This window comes from Pseudomonadota bacterium (genome assembly GCA_027624955.1).
In the GTDB taxonomy this organism is placed as follows: Bacteria; Pseudomonadota; Alphaproteobacteria; order UBA828; family UBA828; genus PTKB01.
In genome coordinates this window covers 1-21,064 of sequence record JAQBTG010000045.1, presented here as the reverse complement: position 1 = coordinate 21,064, position 21,064 = coordinate 1, and the positions used below count along the sequence as shown (strand labels likewise).

Here is a 21,064-nt window from a genome sequence, read left to right as displayed (position 1 = left end):
GGTTCCATCGCTCGACATCGATCAGCCCTTGTTTCTGATGATTATATTTCCGCTACGCTCTGCCGACGCCGACCACCCGGGCGGCACAACGATGGTTGTATCCCGTTGCAAGATCACCGCCGGCCCCGATATCGCGACATCGGCGGGGAGGGCGGAGCGCCTATAATGGGCCGTCTCGAATGTTTGCAGCTTGTGATCGACGCGGAAGAGACAAGTGCCCGACTTAACGCGTGCCGTGTCGAGCGACTCACCGAACTCCGGCGACGGCAGACCAATGCTCGGTACTTCGCCGATGCCCGTTACGCGGATATTGACGATCTCGATCAGGCTGTCCGGGAAATGGTGGCCGTACTCCGATTTATGCAGTTGGTGAAACGCCTGCCAGACCTCGTCAAGCGCCTGCGCATCGAGAGGACCATCGGCAATCTCTGCCCGCAATTCATAACCCTGCCCGACATAGCGTAAATCCCCCGACCGGGCGATACGTACTTGGTCGCGCGCCAGGCCTTCCCGCGCGTATTGTTGAATGAGCGTATGCTCTAAATGTTCAAAATCTCCACGCAGTCTGTCTAGATCGGTCGTGCCCTGGACCTGAAACTCGGTCTTAAACTGCTCGTACTTTAGATCGGTGGTGAGCAGCCCGGTGGCTGATGTAATGCCGGGATGTGGTGGAATGATAACCTCGGGTATTTCGAGCATTGCCGCCACCTCGGCGCCGTGCAGCGGGCCGGCGCCGCCAAACGCGACAATCGAGAACTCCCGAGGATCAAGGCCGCGCTGAATGGTGCGGGCACGAATAGCGTTGGCCATGTTGCTGTTAACGATCGTCAAAACGCCTTCAGCGGCCTCGCGCGCTTCGATGCCAAGAGACTGTGCGAGTTTGTCGATAACTGCATACGACGCCGGTTCGTCGAGCGCCATCGCGCCCCCCAGGAAATTGTCCTTGTCGAGCCGGCCGAGTACCAGATTTGCGTCGGTCACGGTTGGTTGATCTCCACCGTTTCCGTACGCGGCAGGTCCGGGTTGGGAGCCGGCGCTCTGCGGGCCGACTTGAAATGCGCCGCCTTCATCGACATACGCGATACTGCCGCCGCCGGCGCCGATTGTGTTGATGTCGATCATAGAGACCAACACCGGTTGGCCGCCGATCCAGGTATCGCGCGACATCGCCTGGCCATACCGGCCATCGACGACAATGCCAATGTCGGCGCTCGTACCGCCGACGTCGAAGGTGATCAGCCGATCGCGGCTCGAATTCGCGCCGGCCCAGGCGCCGCCAAGAACGCCTGCCGCGGGACCGGACAACAGCGACATGACCGGTTTCTCGGCGACGGTGGCAGCGGTCACGACGCCGCCATGCGAAGCCATGATATGTAAGTCCGCACCTATTCCCACATTTTCGAGACCGTCACTTATGTTCGAAACATAGTTGCGGACTTTGGGTCCGACGAAGGCATTGAGCGCCGCCGTCGTGAAGCGCTCGAACTCGCGAAACTGCGGCGCGACCTCCGACGATGTGGTCACAAAGCAGTCTGGAATTTCTTCGAGTAGAATCTGCTTGGCGCGATCTTCGTGACTCGGATTTAGATACGAAAACAGGAAGCAAACGGCGACAGATTTAACCCCGTCCTTTTTCAGCGCACGGGCCGCACGCCGCACGCCCTCCTCGTCGAGTGGATAAAGTATTTCGCCGCTCGGCGGCACCAACCGCTCACGCACCGTTAGCCGATGCTGTCGTCGCACCAACGGCCGATCCTGCCACGGAATTTCAAGCTGTATCGAATAGTTTTCCGGGCGCCAATGCCGGCCGATGTGAAGAATGTCGCGGAAGCCCTCGGTGGTGATCATGCCGGTGCGCGCGCCGTCATATTCCAGGACCGCATTGGTTGCGACGGTGGTGCCGTGAAACACATGGTCGATGGCGGCCGGATCGATCTCGTTGCGCGCACATAGATCCCTGAGACCATCGATCACGCCGATGGATGGGTCCTCAGCCGTAGTCGGCACTTTGTGAACCAGTGTTCGGCCGCTCTCGGTGTCCGTACACACCAAGTCCGTAAAGGTACCTCCAACGTCTACGCCAATCAGGTACATTCAGTCCAAATCCTGCCGGAGAATTTCCAAATTTTTATGCGAGTTGGTATTTCAAAAATTATACATTATAACAAACGTTGATCAATGATAAACGTCGCCCGGTAGGCGTGCGACCGATTTCAACCTGCAATCGGCAGGGAAGCGCAAACAAAGAGGGATCGAATTTCCGTGCTGCGTGACGTTCCTCAAGCCGTGCAGGACGCTGAGTTCTTGGCTGTGTCGGAAATCGCGCGCCTTCAGCACGAGCGCCTTGAGCAGCAACTTTCCTACGTTCAGACGCAGTCGGATTTCTACGCTGAACTTTGGGGGAGAACGACACTTCCGGTAAGCATCGATGGTCTTCGGCGGTTGCCGCTTACCGACAAGGAAATGTTGAGGGCCGACCAGGCCGAGCATCCGCCTTTTGGCCGATACCTGGCGGCGTCTTCCGATCAGATTATCCGGGCGCATCGTACGGGAGGCACGACCGGCCAGGCGATGAATTTGGCGCTCAGCGAACTTGACGCGGTATTGACCGCGGAGGTCGGCGCGAGGTCACCCCGGGCGGCCGGCCTTGGCCCAGGTGATCGTGTAATTCACTGTCTCAATTATCAGCTCTGGATGGGAGGATATACAGATCATGCCATATTGGAGCGCACCGGCGCGACCGTCGTTCCCTTCGGCGTGGGATCCACGGAACGGCTGGTCGACACAATACGCCAACTCGGTATCACCGCGATTTCCTGCACCCCTTCCTATCCGGCGGTCATAGAGCGCGTCATCGCAGATTGTTTCCCGCGCTTGGCTCCACGTGATTTGGGCCTAAAACTTGGGTTGTTTGGTGGTGAAGCCGGGCTCGACAACCTCCCGTTTCGGCAGCGACTTGAAGATATTTGGGGCTTCAAGGTTCGAAATGCGAACTATGGCGTTACCGATGTTTTGTGCAATTTTTCCAGTCAGTGCGATCACAACAACGATCTGCATTTCCTGGCGGCGGACGTAATTTATCCGGAGCTCATCCGACCCGAGGACGGCACGCGGCTCGCATGGAAAGAAGGATCGAGCGGGGAGCTTGTGCTCACCCATCTCGCCAAACAAGCTCAGCCGCTCGTTCGCTTTCGCACAGGTGACATTGTGACTCTCACCGGCACTGGACCCTGCGCCTGTCGGCGCACGGCGACCCGATTTCGAGTCATCGGCCGCGTCGACGACATGGTGGTAGTGCGCGGCATCAATGTGTTTCCGACAATGGTCGCCGCAGTGGTGGGGGAATTCGCCGAACTCTCGGGTGAATATCGCATCATGCTTTCAGGTCCCGGTCCGTATCACACGCTACCGCTCGAGGTCGAACTTGCTCGTGACGCCGTGGACCTGAGCCTGGCTGAGCGGCTCGCCGCTGAGATCAAGAAGGCGTTGGGTGTGTCCGCGTCGATTGAAATATTGCCCGCGTACAACCTGCCGCGTACCGCCGGCAAGACCAAGCGCGTCATTCGAAATATGGAGGAGTGAGAGATTTGAGCGAAACAGTGCTGAGCAACTTAGACCAAGGTATTCGCACCATCACACTCAATCGCCCCGACCGGTTAAACGCCATGAACGTTGAGCTTGTTTCGACTCTGGCTGATCGATTTGCCGAGGCGAATGCCGATCCGGAAACCCGCGTCATCATCTTCACCGGCGCCGGCCGCGCCTTTTGCGCAGGCGACGATCTGAAAGAGCGGCGCCATCCAGCCACAGCTGAGGAGGCGCAACAGTCGATCGAGGAAATTCAGCGCGTCACCCATGGGATTTTTGCCGGCGATAAGTTTGTCGTTGGTGCGATCAACGGGTGGGCGGTCGGCGGTGGTTTCGAGTGGGCGATAAATTGCGACCTGCCGATCTGGGCAGAGAGCGCGAAAGGCTTCTTTCCGGAGATGTATTGGGGCGCCTTCGTGACCGGGGGTGTTACCGCGATTTTGCCGCGCATTGTCGGTCTGACGCGGGCAAAGGAGATGATCCTACTGGGCGATAAATACACGGCGCATGAGTTGTTGGAAGCTGGCCTGGCGTGGCGCGTTGTCGCCGACGATCGGCTGCTCGACGAGGCGCGGGCTGTTGCCGCGAGAATTGCCGCGCTGCCACAGCGATCCGTCATCGATCTGAAACGCGTGATGAATAAGGCCGCGTTCAGCGACGTTGATACCGCGCAGGCGCTCGAAACGGAAGCGACCGTGCGGGCATTTTTAGATCCCGAAACAACAGAGCGCATTGCCGGGTTCGAGAAATGATATGGCAACCAAGAATCTGATTCTCACCATTCCCGAGAAATTCACTCCAGCTAGAAGGAATATTGCAGCATGACCATTGGCAATGAAATGCGACTATCTCTGGTCCAAATGAACAGTGGCCCGGATCGCGACGCGAATGTCGAGAAAGCCTGCGCTTACATCGATCAGGCGGTTGATAGTCATCAATCCAATTTGGTGGTTATACCGGAGTTTTTTAATCACCCCTATGCGTTCACCACACGCGATCAAGAGAATTTCAAATTTGCCGAGCCACAGTCGGGCTACCGCATGCGCAAAAAGGCACGCGAGCGCAAAATCTATCTGATCGCAACGCTGTTTGAAGAAGAGAGCGCCGGCATCTATTACGACACTGCTTTCGTCATAGACCCGGACGGCGAGATAATAGGCAAATATCGCAAGGTGATGCCGGGGCTCTACCTGAGCCTGGAGCGAATATATTTTCGCTTTGGTTCCCGTTTCAGCGTCTTTCAGGTCGGCGAGTGGAAAGTCGGAATCGTCATTTGCTACGATACGTTTTTTCCAGAGCATGCGCGTTGTTCGGCGGTCAATGGCGCCGAGCTGATTGTCGTTCCGTTCGCCGCGCCCAAGGTTGGCCCGTGGCGGGAAATGATGATCACCCGCGCATGGGAAAACGCGGTCTATTTCGCGCCTTGCAATAAGGTCGGCCCCGAGAACGGCTGGCAGTTTGGTGGCATCAGCATGATCATCGACCCTGAAGGCGAAGTCCTGTCCGAAGCGGGCGAACAACAGGACGAAATTATCAATGCGACGCTAAACCGATCCCTGCTTTTCGAAACGCGCCAGAAGAAGCCGTTTTTTCGCGACCGCCGCCCCGATCTCTACGCGCCTCTGTGCCGCGCCAGCGAAGACATCTCTAGCACCGGATCGTAGAGACGGATAAAGGCGGAACCCGTGGTTAATCGCGTCATCCAGCGGCGCAAGGAACGCACACTACCGGGTCGCGCCGCGGCTTCGTCGGACCGCAAGGGCATTCAGTCTGTCGAGATCGGCATCGGAATTCTCGAAACTCTCAGTGATTCGATGGTGCCGCTGTCGTTGAAGGAGATCGCCGGCAGTGTCGGCCTCCCGCCGAGCAATGTGCATCGCTACTTGGCCAGCTTCGTTCGCACAAGCATGGTCCGCCAAGACATCGAAACCGGCCATTATGACCTCGGCAGTGCGTCCCTCCGCATCGGCTTGTCGGCGCTCAATAGGCTGGACGCGATAGAGCTGGCGTCAAACGGCCTGCGCGAGCTGGTCCAAAAAACCGATATGCACGCAATCCTTTCGATTTGGACCGAGCGTGGCCCGATGATTATCCGCTGGCAAAAATGCAGCCATCACATCGTCATATCAGTGGGCGTCGGCTCCTTCATTCCGTTGCTTGCGACATCGTCGGGGCGGGTATTTTTGACCCATTTGCCGAGGTCAATGTCTCGGCCGTACCTAACCAAGGAACTCGCCCAAACCCCCGCGAACGGCAAAAGCTCGCACAGACATGAAATCGAAGAACTGATCACAGATGTGCGCGACAAGGGCTATGCATACACCATGTCGAGATCCATGCCTGGATTGTCGCAGATCGAGGCCATTGCTGCGCCTGTGCTCGACTCGCAAAGTCAGCTTGCTGCTGTGATCGCGCTCTTTGACTCGGCCGGCGTCATCACCAAACGAAATAGACAGGCGACGGATGCGCTTTTGGCGGTTACCGACAGGATTTCCGTCGACCTCGGATATAGCCACGAATAAGCGCATCCGGTGAAACGGAGAATGTCCGGGCTTTGATGACGACCACTTACGGGTGCACAACGGACATTGCATTCTGATTGGTCTGGCACTGCCGCGCCAACGGACTTTCACGTTAAATATTAGCGACCGCTCGGGCTACGCTCGCCGCGCTGCCAGGATGGCTTTAATCAAGTCCTCTGGGACGTGGTCTTCGAGATAATTACGGTCCACCCCGAGGGTGTCTTTCGCCAGTTCAAGGGAGGCACGGTAAGCCGTCAGGTAATCCCGACATTCGCGACATATCTTGAGGTGAAACTCAAACACCGACTTCTGTCGAGGTGCCAAGTCGCCTTCCAGATAGGCCAGAATGAAAGATTCGAACTCACTGCACGTAATCATCAGCGGTAGCTTGAACATCATGCCGTGCACTCGCCTGCGCAGGGTTGGTCGCGAAACAGTCATAGTTCTTGCCCTCTCAGAAGGGGTTCCAGCAATTTTTTTAATCCTGACCGCGCGCGGTGCAATCTCACCTTCACATTGCTTTCACTGAGTTCGAGCATTACGGCGACTTCCGATGTGCTCATTTCTTCGATGTCACGGAGCAGCAAAACGATGCGATAAATATCCGGCATTCGCTGGATTGCCGAGAGCACATACTCTGCGGTACGGGACTGAACCAGCAAAGATTCCGGCGTTTCCAACGTCGTCCACGGGTCCTCCAATCGACAACCGCCGGCCTCAAACGCCGGCAGAAGATCGTCGAGCGACCTTTCTTGCAGTCGTTTTCGTGACCGCAAAGACATCAGCGCTTGATTGACCACAATCCGGTGCATCCAAGTACGCAGGCTTGATTGGCCTTTGAAATCGTCCAATTTCCCGAAGACGTTCATAAATGCAGCTTGAACGCAATCTTCGGCAAGGTACCGATCCCCAACGATTCGGTGGGCGCTTGCCAGCATCCAAGCAATATTCTCCCGGACGAACGAATCCGTGGAAGGCCCGTCGCCCTTCTTGAGGTTGGATATCACGTCGTGATCGGGCCTCCGATCACTTCCGGTTTCACTGCGTGTGCGTGTCTGCATTTTATTCGTCTGCACGCCCAATCGCGATCAAACCTCAAGGCGCTGTTGCGAAAAGCGACCCGCCAACTGAACCCCGCCAACTGAATATTGTAACCATTGTCGTCGCGCGAGCATCTCAATTGATACGAAACGATGCGTCGAGGGGATAAGGTAGGTTCATGACGGCGGGTATGGCCGCTGCCAAATTTCGTATGGACCCGCGCGTCTTTCCAGCGAAAATCGATAGGAACAAACACGATGAACGATCTAGACCTTGTCCGGCGGATCGCGCCGACAACATTGAGCGCGGCGAACGATCTGTCGCCTAAAGTGGGTCAATTGGAAACAAATGCCGCGCGGGCGAACCTCGCCTCGGTTCCACTCGACAGTCACCCCAATCTTGGCTGGGACCGAAAGCGTGGTGCGTCCCTGTCTCAGCAGATTGTACGTAAGAACGGCACACCTTCCATCGGGATTGCGTTTGGCGGGTTTGCGTTCTGCGGCTTTGAGCGATTTGTTACGGCCGCGATATCACTCGCCGTCCTGGCTATTGTGTGTATCAGCTTCGGGGGACCGGCGGGTGCGCAGGGGGCAGTAGGCCTGTTCTTGTCGGACGACTCTCCTGCAGCCGAAAGCCCACCAATTGTTCCTTTCGAGCAGATGACATCGGGTGAGCAACGCGATTTTCTTGCTCGAATGGACGATACCGAGGTTCGGCGGATGGTGCTCGCTCAGATTGTTGATCTGGACGGCCAGGAGGCGCCCGAAGCCACTATGGAACTCGACGATCAACGCATACGACTAATGCTCGGCGAGATGTTTTCGGCCGGCCCAGCGATGATCGCCACATTCGAGGATGCCGTCGACAATATCGAGGCGGATCGGGAAGCCGGTTATCTTAGTATTCTTGTGGCTATATTTCTCGCCTTGGTCGCAGGCGGGCTTTTGGTGGAGTATGCGTTTCGCTGGGCGACCCGCGGGGTCTGGAATCGGGTTCGCGCAGCCGATCCCGAGCGGCTGCTCTTGAAGCTCGGTTTTCTGATGCTGAGAATTGCTCTCGACATGCTTTCAGTTTTTGTCTTCTTCGCTTCGGTTTATGGAATTTTCTTGATGGTGGAGCAGGGTCACGAGCCGACGCGGACCACCATCCTCGCATATCTCAAGGCGATCGTGCTGATCCGACTCGCCGCGGTCATGCACCGTTTTGTGTTAGCGCCGCGGGCACCATCGTTGCGTCTGTTCGACATCTCGACACACGATGCGCGCGCGCTCTATGGGTGGGTGATGGCGGCCACGGTCGTCCTCGTGGTCGGCTTCACGACGCGAGGCGTTGTTAGTGGTTCCACTACAAATCTTGCCGCCATGCAACTCTTGGGATTCATTGTGAGCGGCGTGTTTATCCTCCTCTTGATCGGCGTAGTGTGGCGCTCCCGCCAACCGATCGCGGCCCTGATCCAGGGAGATGCGCAGCGAGGGTCGTTGCGCAGCTTTATGGGCATGACTTGGCATCTGATCGCGACGGCCTATTTGGCAATCGTCTATGTGGCCGCAGTGTTACAATCGAACCTCACTGGCCAGAGCATGCTGACCGCTGGCGTAGGCAGCCTGATCGTCATTGCACTTCTGCCCGTGATGGATTCCGGCGTTTGTAAAGGCTTCGGTGAAGCATTTGGCGGGCGGACCCGTCATCTTCGGGCTGAAGGCGAAATAGTTCTTCCCAACTACGAACCGGTGATCCGGCGCGCGATGCGTTCGGTGCTCATCGTGATGGCGGCCATGGTGATGGCCGGGCTTTGGAACGTGCCGCTGTTCGCGATGGCGCAAAGTGGTGTGTCTGCCGGGGTGATTGGTGGCATCGCGACCGTCGGCATCACGAGTTTAATCGCATACGTGATGTGGCAAGCCATCAAAATAGCCATCGACCGGAAGCTCATTCTCGACGGTGGCGGCACTATGCCCATGGATATGAGCGGTGAAGGTGGCGGTGCGTCAGCAACTTCGCGAATCTCGACGCTTCTTCCATTGATCCGCTCAACGCTGCTGGGGGTGATCATTGTGATGGCGGTGATGATCGGCCTGTCTTCGCTCGGCGTAAATATCGGGCCGCTGATCGCAGGCGCCGGGATCGTCGGTATCGCGGTCGGCTTCGGCGCCCAGACCCTGGTGCGCGACATCGTCTCCGGCATATTTTTCCTGTGGGACGATGCATTTCGGGTCGGCGAATACGTCGAACTCGGCTTCGTGAAGGGTACGGTTGAAGGGATATCGGTCCGATCCATGCGACTTCGCCATCATCGCGGCGCGCTCCATACAGTGCCGTATGGTGAAATCAAGCATCTCACCAATCACAGCCGCGATTGGGTGATCATGAAACTCGAGTTTCGCGTGACGTATGATGCCGACATTGCTCGGATCAAGAAGATCTTCAAGGTGATCGGCGCAGAGATCGAGGCCGACGAGGAGATGGGTCCGAACTTGCTTCAGCCGCTCAAATCGCAAGGTGTCCTTCGCATGGAAGATTCCGCAATGATCGTTCGTGCCAAATTCATGGCCAAGCCGGGCGAACAATTCGTCATACGCCGCGAGGTTTATACACGGGTTCAGAAGGCTTTCCAGGAGGCTGGAATCGAGTTCGCTCACCGCCGTGTAACGATAGACGTTCCCAAAGGTGCGACGGACGAGGCGGCCACCGCGATCAAAGAGCGCGCGGCGGCGGCGATCGCCACGGAGCCGAACGGGTTATTACCGGCGCCGTCAGACACGCGATAAGGGGCCATGCGCTGGCGCATTCTTTATCTTGGTAGCGCAGCCATAGACCCATGAGCTGAAGTTTATGTAAACGACTTGGCAAGTGAAACTTGGCAAGTGAAACTTGGCAAGTGAATGAGACGGTGCAAATCACAACGCCTGGTTTTTCAACACAATATTCGGCTAAACCTCGTCCATGGAAAAATTTGACGTCATAATCGTTGGCGCAGGCGCCGCCGGCTTGATGTGCGCGGTTGAAGCCAACAAGCGCGGCCGCCGGGTGCTTCTGCTCGATCACGCAGAAAAAATTGGCCAAAAAATTCGCATATCGGGTGGCGGGCGAGCGAACTTCACCAACTTGCACACAACGCCGGACAATTTTCTGTCGAACAACCCACGTTTCTGCGTTTCGGCCCTGACGCGTTACCCGCCTGATGACTTTATTGCCCTTGTAAACAGCCACGGCATCGCCTGGCATGAGCGCAACCATGGCCAGCTTTTTTGTGATGGGTCGGCCCAGCAGGTCACCGACATGCTGCTTTGCGCAGCGCAAGGGGTCACCGTTCAGACAGCAACTCACGTCTCGAAAATTGCCAAGGGTGAAGATGGGTTTCGGCTGCAAACGGGGCGGGGAGAATTCGGGGGGGAAGCGCTGGTCATCGCGACCGGCGGACCATCGATTCCGAAAATGGGGTCGAGCGGTTTTGGCTATGACGTGGCCCGACAATTCGGCCTCAAGGTCATCGAACCGCGCCCCGGTCTCGTGCCGTTGACCTTCGCGCCCGACCTATCGCAAAGCTTGACTGCATTGGCCGGTGTGTCGCTGGATGCGTGTGTCACCTTGGGTAAAGTGAAGTTCATCGAGGCGTTGCTGTTTACGCATCGCGGTCTCAGCGGGCCGGTAATTCTTCAAATATCTTCATACTGGCGCAAAGGCGACGCCATCATCATTGACTTGGCACCCGGCAAAGATGTGTTCGCGTATCTTAAAGCGGCCCGGGCCAGCGAGCCCCGAAAAGAGGCGAGCACGGCGCTCTCGCAGATGCTGCCGAAGAGAGTTGCGCAAATGATCGCCGAGCGAACAGCGTGCGACGGCAGATTGTCGGAAATTGGTGACAAGTCGTTACGCCGTCTTGCCGATCACGTTAATGCGTGGTCAGTCACGCCCGATGGCTCGGAAGGCATGCGGACGGCTGAAGTAACCGTCGGCGGCGTCGATACACGCGACCTATCGTCGAAAACAATGGAGGCCCGGTCCGTTCCCGGTCTCTATTTCATCGGTGAAACCGTCGATGTCACCGGCCATCTTGGTGGCTTTAATTTTCAATGGGCCTGGGCATCCGGCCACGCGTGCGGCGAAGTCGTTTAACCACTGTCGCCCTTCGATGCCGCACGGTTAGGCGTTCCAGGCAAAGGCCATCAAGCTTTTGGTTTGAACTGACGATATTCAAAATACGGTGACCAGGTCAAAACTTGCGCCAGGCCTAATGGTCGGACGAGGCTAGAAAGCGGTCGCCAAATTTTGTGTGATAGGACATGCCCTCGGCAGTCAAAGCAATGTGAACTGGCCCGTCGATGCGCGCTAAGCCCTTCCGCATCAGTGCCGTCCATACCGACCGATTTTTTAGACCACTCGCCTCTTTTGTCGAGACTGTAAATTGGCCAATATGAAGGTGGTCGCCATGGGCAAAGGGGATCTCCAATAGGGTAACGCCGCCCGTCGCCGAGTCTGGACGCGCAATTTTTGGGTCCTGAGCGAGTAATTGCGCCAGGGCCAATGTTCTGAGTTGAAGGTTGTTGAGCTTCAACGGATTTTCATTTGGCGGCATTATGGTTGTTCTCCTTCACGCTGGGGACCGGTGAAATTGCTCGACATAATTTGTCGTACTGCGCCCGGCTTCAACTGTGAATACCGTGTTTAAAAATTATGACGCCGACATTGATCGGCCTTACTTGAAATGTCCAGTTAGGCTGCTATCAACATTTTCTCCGGCTACTCGGCTGCGGCGCGGAAAAGATCGGCGAAAGGCTGGTGAATTCCGGTCAGGTAAAAAGAGTTAAAATCGCCCGCGGCCGAATTTTGGATCAAGGCGGCAGTGATTCCGCTTTCCTCATGGTGGCCCATAGCGGTGGCATGGCCGGGGATTTGTCCGAGATGGCCCTTCACGATCAGGCCGTCGGTTTCGGACACCAGAATGCCGTGGCCGTTTTGAATAAGGCGGCTGCCGGGAAAGCTCGCCGGTTGGAGATTGTTGGCCATCTGGTCGAACGCCGTTTGATCGAGCACCTTGCCGGTAAAGAGGCAAGCCATCCAATGGGTGAGGTCTCGGGCGGTTGAGACCATATCGCCGGCGGCGCCGGCACCCGATAGCGGGAACCAATCAGTCGCGTCCCACACGCCGTCTATCGGATCGCCCGCGCCGGCCACGTCCCACTGACCGGATTGTTTTTCAGCATGCATATAGGCGCGCGCCAGCTTGCCTTCCGGATACGCCTCGTCTGTGCCGCAATAGGTGTCATCGAGGCCTAGCGGGGTGAACAGGCGTTTGCGCAATTGCTGCGACAGGGTCTCGCCGCCTGCCTCTATGGAGAGGATCATTCCGGCCAGGATGTAGCCGGTATTGTTATATTCCATCTCGCCCCACGGATCGCGCTGGGGGGTGGACGCGAAAGCAAAATCGACAATTTCCTGCGGCGTCCATTCCTTGTCCGAGATCATCGGCATATGGTTTTCGAATTCCGGCAGGCCGCTGCGGTGATTGAGCAGAATACGCACCGGCAATTCACCGGCGCGCGGCAAATCCGGGAACCAGCGGGTGACCGGCTCATCGAGATCGACCTTCCCTTCCTGCACCAACTGATGCAAGGCGGCAGCGACGAATGTCTTGGTACAACTGCCGATGCGGAAGCTATGGCCTGGTGTCATCGTTGTCTGGCTAGACCGATCAGCGAAGCCGCTGGCGAGTAGTATATCAACTGCCCGGCCGGGAACGCGCACCGCAGCGCTGACGCCGGTAATTCCTTTCGCCACATAAGCGTCGAGAATCGCTTGTAGCCGTGATTCGATGTCGCTCATCCGGCCGCATCCTTTCGGTCCGCGCAATGTTGCGCTTGGTAAATTGCCCGCGAATGAACATACTGGATAAAAATATGCCCGAATAGCGCCAAGAAATCGGGTAATGGGGAGTAAATTATGTGCGATTCATTTGTCGCCCTCGGCAACAGCACGGTCGATGGCTCGGTATTGCTGGCGAAAAGTGCCGATACGGAAATCAATGAAGCCGAGCATGTGGTTCGCATGCCGGGCCGCGACTATGGCGAAGGCGCGATGGTACGTATCGGCCATCTCAATATTCCCCAGGCGCGGCGGACGCATGAAATTATCCTCGGCAAATCCTTTTGGGCGTGGGGCGCTGAGCTGGGCGCCAACGAGCATGGCGTCGCGGTCGGCAACGAGGCCGCGTTCAGCAACCAAAAGAACGAGCGTGATGGTGCCTGCTGCCTCGACCTGCTGCGCCTGACGGTCGAGCGCGCCACTAGCGCGAAGGAAGGCGTCGAGGTCATCGCCCATCATGTCGAGACCTTCGGCCAGGGCGGAAATTGTCAGATGATGGGCAATTACGCGTTTGATTCGGGGTTGCTCGTCGCCGATGCCAGCGAAGCATATGTGGTCAATTGTGCCGGGCGCCATTGGGCCGCGCGCCAGGTAGACGACGTGATGGCGATCTCCAACCGCTATCAGATCAGCGATGATTGGGATTCCTCGTCGCTGACAATGGAGAATGGTGCCAAGCCGAATTTTCGGGCTCAATTCGCCGACGAAGAGCTGGAGCGATCCGCTGGCGCTGTCGCGCGCGAAAGCGCTGCCTTCTCGCGCCTGAAAGCGCGCCAGGGCGCGATCACGGTGGCCGATATGGCGGCGATCCTGCGTCATGTCGGCGATGACGAAGAAAATTACGATGTCTGTTATCCGGGCGTGCCGGACAAGGTCTGTATGCACGCCGCGCCGGAAGAAGACCGCTGGTGGCAGGCCACCGGTGCCATGGTCACCGACAGCAGCGCCGATGGCATTCTGGTGTGGATGACCGGCACATCTTGTACCGATTTGTCGATTTTCAAGCCGCTGTTTTTCGGCATGCCAACGCCGGATGTCGGCCCAGCGCCGCTCGGAACCTATACTGAGGGTGCGCTGTGGTGGCAGCACGAGCGCCTGCACCGTCGCGCCATGGCCGATTATCATATGTTGAAGCCCGAAATCCGGGCCGATTTCGACGCCCTGGAGAGTCAGTTTTTCGCCGATGGCCCGGGCGTGAAAAAAGCCAGCGCGGCCGTGCAAGCGGAGTTTGCCAAGGATTGCTGGCAGCGCGCCGAACAAGCGACGAGCGCTTGGATCGAGCGCCTCGAGAAGCGTAATTACTTCCTGCAAAACACGGCCTACCGGGCCATGTGGGACAGGTTTAACCGGGAAGCTTCGTTTCCAATTTGACGAAATTTTTTTGCCCAAGAATCAATGAAGATAAATCAACAACTGGAGGAAACAACATGAGACGTACTGAGGTTAAAAAGAGGCTTGGGCGTAGAGCCGCGGGTTTGACTGCCGCCATCACCGCCGGCGCATTGTTGGCAGCCGGATTGCTCGGCGGTTCGGCGGCGTTGGATAGCGCCAAGGCGGCTGAAGTAAAAAGAGGCGGCACTCTGGTTTTCGCCCGCCCGGAGGAGCCGCTCTCGATGACCGGTTTCACCATTTCCGACAATGGCTCGATCTGGGCCATCGAGCAGGTCTGCGATTCCCTCCTCGAGCCGGATGCTTCGGGCTATGGCCTGCGCCCGGCGCTCGCCGAATCCTGGGACATCTCCGATGACGGCTTGATCTACACCCTGCATTTGCGCGACGCCAAATTCAGCAATGGCGAATCGGTGACCATGGATGACGTCCAGTTTTCCCTGGATAAGGCCACTGACCCAGAAGGATATCTCGGCTTCGTATTCCCCGCGATGACGCGCGAAGCGGTCGATGCGAAGACGCTCAAGATCACTCTGGAGCAGCCTTTTACACCGCTCCTGTCCACGCTTTCCTTGTTCGCGGCCAATATCGTTCACAAGGCGACCTTCGAAGCCAGCCCCGAAGATTTTGGCGTTCGCCCGGTTTGCGCCGGGCCGTTCAAAGTGGAAAGTTTTGAGCGCGGCAGCAAGTTGGTATTGGTGCCGAACGAACATTATTGGGACGCACAACCGCATCTCGACAAAGTGGAGATGCTCTATGTACCGGAGAGCAATGCGCGCATTCTCGGCTTGAAAAGCGGCGATTACGACGTCGTCAATGTCGTGCCGCTCAATCAGGCGAAATCTATTGAAGCAGACCCGGAACTGACCCTTGAGGTCGCGCCGGCGTTTCGTCTCGATTATGTCTATCTCAACCATGCCGCGCCGCCGCTCGACAACGAAGACATTCGCATGGCGCTCAACTACGCCGCCAACCGCGAAGCGATTCTAAAGGTGGTGTTCTTCGGCTATGGCGAGGTTCCCAATTCCTATATGCCGGTGATCAATTATCACTGCGACAGCATTGAGAAGATCACGTATGACCCGGAAAAGGCGAAGGCCTTGGTAGCGGGTTCCGGGTATGACGGCACGACCATTGAGCTGATTGCTCCGTCCGGCGATTCCGTGGCGCGGCAAGCGGCGCAGATTCTGCAGCAGGGTTGGCAACAGGCTGGTCTTAAGGTCGAGATCGTCGAATTCGATGTCGGCACGGCCTTTGGCTTGCTGGAAGAAGGCAAGTTCTTCGCCATGGTGTCTTACATCACCAGCGACACCAACGATCAGGATTTCCTCGCTTCCATCCAGGCCGACAATACGGTCTTCGGCGGTTTCTTCTCGAACTATAACAACACACAGGTGACGGAATGGCTGACCGCGGCGCGGAAATCTAACGACCCGGCGGAGCGCCAAGACCTCTATTGCAAGGTGCAGCAGCAGGTCTATTGGGATGGCTATAGCGTGCCGCTCAATTTCAAGCCCTTCGTCAACGCCTACCGCAAAGATGTGATCGGTTTCCATAATTCGGTGACCGGTCCGTGGTGGCTGAAAGACGTTTGGCTTGATCGCTAGAACCGCCAGCGAAAGCGGATAAGAATCAGACGGATTCTTTGTTCCGCCAAACCGACTCCCCTACCGCCCACCGGATTTCCGGCGGGACGGTAGGGGATTTGTTTTTGAATATATCGCGGCTGGGCTGATGCAATTTTTTGCCTATATTCTCTCTCGGCTGGTGCAAATGGTGCCGGTGCTGTTTCTGGTCGTGTTGATCGCGTTCTTGGCGATGGAATTGGTGCCCGGCGATCCGATCATGCTGATGCTGGGTGGACGCGCCAACGAGACCATGTTGGCCGCCCTACATGAAGAATTCGGCCTCGACCGTCCGGTCGTCACGCGCTTCATCAGTTTCATCGTCAACGCGCTTCAGGGCGATCTCGGCACGTCGATCATTCAACGCCAACCGGTTTCGGTGATCGTCGGCGAGCGCATCGAGAAAACTTTATTTGTGATCGTCTATGGCGCCGTTCTCGCGGTGGTGGTGGCGCTGCCGCTCGCCATGATTGCGGCGATGAAACACAACCGGCCGGCCGATCACATCATTCGCCTCGGCGGCATGGTCGGCATGTCGATGCCGCCGTTCTGGCTCGCGCTGTTGCTGATCCTGCTGTTCGGCCTCGGCCTGGGGTGGTTTCCGATCGGCGGCTATGGCGAGGGTTTCTTCGGCCATTTGTGGCACCTCTTTCTGCCGAGTTTGACGATCGCGCTATTTCTCTCGCCCATTCTCGTGGCCTCGCTGCGCGCGGCGATGCTCGACGTGATGGGCGAGGACTATATCGAGGTGGCGCGCTCCAAGGGCCTCAGCCCACGCCGAATCATGTTCAAGCATGTTTTGCGCAACGCGCTGATTCCGGCCATTACCGTGCTTTCGATCAATGTCGGATGGCTGCTGAGCGGGGCGGTGATTGTCGAATATGTTTTCTCGATACCGGGGATGGGTTCACTACTGGTGCGCTCGGTCGGCTTTCGTGATTACCCGGTGATCCAGGGCCTGACGGTGGTGTTTGCGCTGTTTGTGATGCTGGTCAATCTGATGGCCGATATCAGCTATATGCTGGTCGACCGCCGCGTGTTGAGAAAATAGGCGATGCCGGCGCAAGCGATACTCGCCGCGACACCTGGCGCCCTTTGGCGCGAGATCGGGCGCTGGTCGATCACTCTGAAGATCGGCTCGGCGATGCTTTTGGTTATCGTCCTCGCTGGAATCTTCGCGCCGGTGGTGGCGCCCTACGATCCCTACTACCAGGATTACGATCAGCTGCTTTTACCGCCGAGCGGCAGCCATCTGTTCGGCACCGATCAGCTCGGCCGCGACCTCTTCAGCCGCGTGGTTTACGGCATCCGTATCGACATGATGGTCGGCTTTATCATCACCTTCGTGCCAATGATCTATGGCGTCGCGATCGGCGCGCTGGCGGGTTATTTCGGTGGCGTGCTGGACGCCGTGTTGATGCGCTTGCTGGATACCGCCATCGCCTTCCCCTTTTTGGTGCTGATCATCGTTGTCATCGCCATCTTAGGGCCTGGCGTGCACAGCATCTATATCGCGGTTTTCTTGGTGGCCTGGACGATGTATGCCCGCTTGGCGCGGGCCGAGATGTTGGTCGAGCGCAGCAAAGACTATATGTTGGCGGCAAAGACGCTGGGCTATCCCACGTCGCGCATCATTTTCCGCCATGCGTTACCCAATATCATCGGCTCGTCGGTGGTCTTTTCGATGGCAGATTTTGTGCTCAATATTCTGCTGCTTTCGGGTCTCAGTTTTCTCGGTCTCGGCATTCAGCCGCCTGAGCCTGAATGGGGCTCGATGGTTGCCGAGGGGCGCGACTTTATATTCGAGAATTGGTGGATATGTACACTGCCGGGTGTTGCCATTGTGATTGCCGGCACGGCGTTGAGCCTCATCGGTGACGGCCTGGCCCATCGTCTCGGCCAACGCCATCAGGCGATCTTGTGATGGTGGAAAACAGTGATGCGATCTTGGACGTGCGCGGATTGGTCACTGAATTCAGCCTCGACCATGGCACCATTCAGGCCAACGCCGATATATACATAAGTGTGCGTGCCGGTGAGACACTCGGCATTGTCGGCGAATCTGGCAGCGGCAAGTCGGTGCTGTGCCGCGCCATTTTGCGCCTGATCCCCTCACCGCCGGGGCGCATCACCGCCGGTGAGGTGCTGTTTGACGGTATCGATCTGCTAAGCCTCAGTGAGGCGGAGATGCGCCGAATCCGCGGCACGCGAGTCAAGATGGTTTTTCAAAACCCGATGACCAGTCTCAATCCGGTGCGCCGCATCGGCGACCAGATTACCGAGGGCCTGCGCGTGCATTACGGCGTCCGCAAGGCGGCGGCGCGCGAACAAGGCATCGAATTACTGCGCCGGGTCGGCATCCCAAGCCCCGAAGTACGCTTCTCGGAATTTCCGCATCAATGGTCGGGCGGCATGTTGCAGCGCGCGGTGATCGCCATGGCGATGGCTGGCGAGCCGCAATTGTTGCTCGCCGACGAGCCGACCACAGCGCTCGATGTCACCATTCAGGATCAGATATTGGCGCTGCTCATTGAACTCCAGGAACGCACCCATATGGCGATGCTGCTGGTCAGCCACGATTTGGCGGTGGTGGCGGAGACCTGTGATCAGGTCGCGGTGATGTATGCCGGGCGGATCATGGAAAGCGCCAGCACTAAGGCATTGTTCGATGCGCCGATGCACCCCTACACGGTGGGGCTGATGAATTCGATTCCGGATATGGCCGGAACGGCGGATCGGCTGGTGCCGATTCCCGGCCAGCCGCCAGATTTGGTGAACCTTGCCGCCGGCTGTCCGTTTGCGCCACGTTGTACCTATGCCTCGCCCGATTGCGCCGAGACGGCGATAGCGCTGCGCGAGGTCGCGCCTGGCCATCATACCGCCTGCCTATATCCCGAACGCATATCACGGGGCCCTGCATGACCCCAGAAAAAGTCGCGGCAACAGGCGCAAGGCAAGACATTGGCGCCGGGCAAGACACGGGCGCGAGGCAAAACCAGGAGATCGTGCTGACGGTCGAAGATTTGGCGGTCGATTTCAATGTCACCCGTTCGCTCGCCCAATTGTTCCAGGGCGTGGCGCGGCAACGGCTGCGCGCGGTTGATAAGGTGAGTTTTGAAGTGCAGCGCTTCGAGACTCTCGGCCTGGTCGGCGAGAGCGGCTGCGGCAAGACCACACTGGGAAGGGCATTATTACGCCTCTACCGCCCGAGCGCCGGGCGTATTGATTTTCTTGGCCGCGATCTGGCGAGCCTCCGGCGCCAGGACCTACGTGCGCTTCGGAGCGAAATGCAAATGGTCTTCCAAGACCCGTATTCCTCGCTCAATCCGCGCATGACGGTGGGGCAGACGATCGGCGAAGTGCTCAGATTTCACAATATATGCCCGCGAACCGAATTAGCGGCCGAGATTTCTAAGCTGCTGGACCTGGTCGGCCTCTCCGGCGCCATGGCCGAGCGCTATCCGAGCACGTTGAGTGGTGGCCAACGCCAGCGCGTCGGCTTGGCCCGCGCGCTTGCGGTGCGCCCGAGTTTTATCGTGTTGGATGAGCCCGTGGCTGCGCTTGATGTGTCAATTCAAGCGCAAATCCTCAATCTTCTAAAAGACCTGAGCGATGAGCTCGGGCTGACGATGCTGTTTATCGCGCATGAGCTTTCGGTGGTGCGCCATATGTCAAAGCGTCTCGCGGTGATGTATCTCGGCAAGATCGTAGAGATCGGAGGCGCCGAAGCGATCTTCTCCAGCCCCTCGCATCCCTATACTCAGGGCCTGATGAAATCCGTGCCGCGCCTGATTGCCAAACGCCGCCAACGTGAAGCCGTCCTCGAAGGCGATGTGCCCAGCCCGATCAACGTGCCGAGCGGCTGCCGCTTTCATCCGCGCTGCCCAATGGCCCAGGATATCTGCCGCAGCACCGAGCCGGAGCTCACTTCAGTCGGCGGTGATCACGCGAGCGCCTGCCATTTTGCTGAAGAGGCCAAGTCGGCATGGCGTTAGATCGCCTCCGACCTGGCTCTCCTGCGTGCGCATAGCCACGATAGTTAGTGGTATCAGCCTTGGCTTTCCGCAGCGGCTACCGCTTTCACGGCCGGACGGTCAGCGACTCGTTTTTGAAACGCATTCAAATTAGGAAATCCAGACAGGTCGACTTTCACGTGGCCCGCCCAAGTGGTCACTGTGTACAGATAAGCGTCAGCCACAGTGAATTCGTTGCCTGTGAGGAACGATTTTCCCTGCAGCTCATTCTCGATATAGCCGTAGCGCTTGTTCAAGTATTCTTCACGTTCTGTGCGGGTTTCCGCTGGCGTCGCCGAATTGAACAGCGGGCTGTATGATTTGTGCAGTTCTGAATTGATGTAGCCAAGCAGCGCCTGCAGGCGGGAACGCTCAACCGTCCCATTCGCCGGGGCGAGGGTAGAGCTGGGCTTTTGATCCGCCAGATACTGCACGATAGCTGGCCCCTCAGTGATCACGGAACCGTCGTCGAGCTGTAAAACCGGCACATAACCTTTTGGATTGATGCTGAGAAAATCAGCGCCGGACGCGGTTTTTTTGGTGCCGAGATCAACCTTTTCGAGCTCGATATCTATGCCGAGTTCGCGCGCGACGATGTGTGGTGACATAGAGCACGCGCCAGGTGTGTAGTAGAGCTTCATTGATATCTCCTGAGGGTATGAGGATTGATGGCCGATTCGGCAGAGCGAGTCTCTAGGCACGCCCGCCACCCGCACCATCTTGGGGATCGCAGTAATTAGGTGGCGAAATCTAGCTTGGTTTGGCCGCTCCGGAAAGGAACGTTCTTGTGATGGCTTTTTGGGGCATCGTCACCCGGCTATCACCACCGTCTCGCGACGTAAGGCGCTGTATTCGCGGCTCAGATTCTCACTGCGATCGCGCGGGCCAATCATGCAGATTGAATTTAAGTTGGTTACGCTTGAAATTATGTTAGCGTCGATTACTTCATTACGAATATACTAACCCGGATTATTCATGACGGCCACCGGATTTGAGCGGGGCGAGCGGTAGCGGCCGGGTTTCC

Annotated in this window: 18 protein-coding genes; 12 read left to right on the top strand and 6 right to left on the bottom strand. The window is 57.5% G+C overall.

Annotated elements, in window-relative coordinates; translation table 11 throughout:
- Positions 1-21 precede the first annotated feature (21 nt).
- A complete protein-coding gene (locus tag O3A94_14885) occupies positions 22-2,094 on the bottom strand; it encodes a hydantoinase/oxoprolinase family protein (GenBank protein MDA1357538.1) in 2,073 nt (690 codons plus the stop codon).
- Between the two features lie 168 nt (positions 2,095-2,262).
- On the opposite strand from O3A94_14885, the gene O3A94_14880 reads away from it, so the two are divergent.
- From O3A94_14880 to O3A94_14865, 4 genes are all read left to right on the top strand, one after another.
- A complete protein-coding gene (locus O3A94_14880; protein MDA1357537.1) occupies positions 2,263-3,582 on the top strand; it encodes a phenylacetate--CoA ligase family protein in 1,320 nt (439 codons plus the stop codon).
- Positions 3,579-4,340, top strand: coding sequence for an enoyl-CoA hydratase/isomerase family protein (locus O3A94_14875; GenBank protein MDA1357536.1), 762 nt, complete (start codon positions 3,579-3,581; stop codon positions 4,338-4,340). Before O3A94_14880 ends, O3A94_14875 begins: the two co-directional genes overlap by 4 nt.
- Before the next feature lie 69 nt (positions 4,341-4,409).
- Complete coding sequence (locus O3A94_14870) at positions 4,410-5,252, top strand: carbon-nitrogen hydrolase family protein (GenBank protein MDA1357535.1); 843 nt, start codon at positions 4,410-4,412, stop codon at positions 5,250-5,252.
- A 21-nt stretch (positions 5,253-5,273) separates the two neighbouring features.
- The gene (locus tag O3A94_14865; GenBank protein ID MDA1357534.1) at positions 5,274-6,110 is read left to right on the top strand and encodes an IclR family transcriptional regulator; all 837 of its coding nucleotides are present in this window, start codon (positions 5,274-5,276) and stop codon (positions 6,108-6,110) included.
- A gap of 135 nt (positions 6,111-6,245) precedes the next feature.
- Here O3A94_14865 and O3A94_14860 read toward each other — a convergent pair whose 3' ends face one another.
- Together O3A94_14860 and O3A94_14855 are read right to left on the bottom strand one after the other, a co-directional pair.
- Positions 6,246-6,509, bottom strand: coding sequence for a zf-HC2 domain-containing protein (locus O3A94_14860; protein MDA1357533.1), 264 nt, complete (start codon positions 6,507-6,509; stop codon positions 6,246-6,248).
- Positions 6,510-6,547: 38 nt separating this feature from the next.
- Positions 6,548-7,171: a sigma-70 family RNA polymerase sigma factor gene (locus O3A94_14855; GenBank protein ID MDA1357532.1), complete on the bottom strand. Its 624-nt coding sequence runs from the start codon at positions 7,169-7,171 to the stop codon at positions 6,548-6,550.
- 237 nt (positions 7,172-7,408) lie between these two features.
- On the opposite strand from O3A94_14855, the gene O3A94_14850 reads away from it, so the two are divergent.
- Positions 7,409-9,919, top strand: coding sequence for a mechanosensitive ion channel (locus O3A94_14850; protein ID MDA1357531.1), 2,511 nt, complete (start codon positions 7,409-7,411; stop codon positions 9,917-9,919).
- A gap of 175 nt (positions 9,920-10,094) precedes the next feature.
- The gene (locus O3A94_14845) at positions 10,095-11,267 is read left to right on the top strand and encodes an NAD(P)/FAD-dependent oxidoreductase (GenBank protein MDA1357530.1); all 1,173 of its coding nucleotides are present in this window, start codon (positions 10,095-10,097) and stop codon (positions 11,265-11,267) included.
- 115 nt (positions 11,268-11,382) lie between these two features.
- Here O3A94_14845 and O3A94_14840 read toward each other — a convergent pair whose 3' ends face one another.
- Together O3A94_14840 and O3A94_14835 are read right to left on the bottom strand one after the other, a co-directional pair.
- Positions 11,383-11,727, bottom strand: a complete 345-nt coding sequence (locus tag O3A94_14840; GenBank protein ID MDA1357529.1) for a hypothetical protein — start codon at positions 11,725-11,727, stop codon at positions 11,383-11,385.
- 164 nt (positions 11,728-11,891) lie between these two features.
- Entirely contained in the window at positions 11,892-12,974 is a 1,083-nt protein-coding gene (locus tag O3A94_14835; protein MDA1357528.1) for a serine hydrolase, read from the bottom strand.
- 117 nt (positions 12,975-13,091) lie between these two features.
- On the opposite strand from O3A94_14835, the gene O3A94_14830 reads away from it, so the two are divergent.
- From O3A94_14830 to O3A94_14805, 6 genes are all read left to right on the top strand, one after another.
- Positions 13,092-14,384 (top strand): C69 family dipeptidase, encoded by a 1,293-nt coding sequence (locus O3A94_14830; protein MDA1357527.1) that lies wholly within the window; start codon positions 13,092-13,094, stop codon positions 14,382-14,384.
- 56 nt (positions 14,385-14,440) lie between these two features.
- A complete protein-coding gene (locus O3A94_14825; GenBank protein MDA1357526.1) occupies positions 14,441-16,009 on the top strand; it encodes an ABC transporter substrate-binding protein in 1,569 nt (522 codons plus the stop codon).
- 127 nt (positions 16,010-16,136) lie between these two features.
- Complete coding sequence (locus O3A94_14820) at positions 16,137-17,078, top strand: ABC transporter permease (protein ID MDA1357525.1); 942 nt, start codon at positions 16,137-16,139, stop codon at positions 17,076-17,078.
- A 3-nt stretch (positions 17,079-17,081) separates the two neighbouring features.
- Positions 17,082-17,951, top strand: coding sequence for an ABC transporter permease (locus O3A94_14815; protein ID MDA1357524.1), 870 nt, complete (start codon positions 17,082-17,084; stop codon positions 17,949-17,951).
- A complete protein-coding gene (locus O3A94_14810; protein ID MDA1357523.1) occupies positions 17,951-18,949 on the top strand; it encodes an ABC transporter ATP-binding protein in 999 nt (332 codons plus the stop codon). The genes O3A94_14815 and O3A94_14810 overlap by 1 nt, the downstream gene beginning before the upstream one ends.
- Entirely contained in the window at positions 18,946-20,022 is a 1,077-nt protein-coding gene (locus tag O3A94_14805) for an ABC transporter ATP-binding protein (protein ID MDA1357522.1), read from the top strand. The genes O3A94_14810 and O3A94_14805 overlap by 4 nt, the downstream gene beginning before the upstream one ends.
- A gap of 53 nt (positions 20,023-20,075) precedes the next feature.
- Here O3A94_14805 and gstA read toward each other — a convergent pair whose 3' ends face one another.
- Positions 20,076-20,681, bottom strand: coding sequence for a glutathione transferase GstA (gstA, locus tag O3A94_14800; protein ID MDA1357521.1), 606 nt, complete (start codon positions 20,679-20,681; stop codon positions 20,076-20,078).
- Between the last annotated feature and the right edge of the window lie 383 nt (positions 20,682-21,064).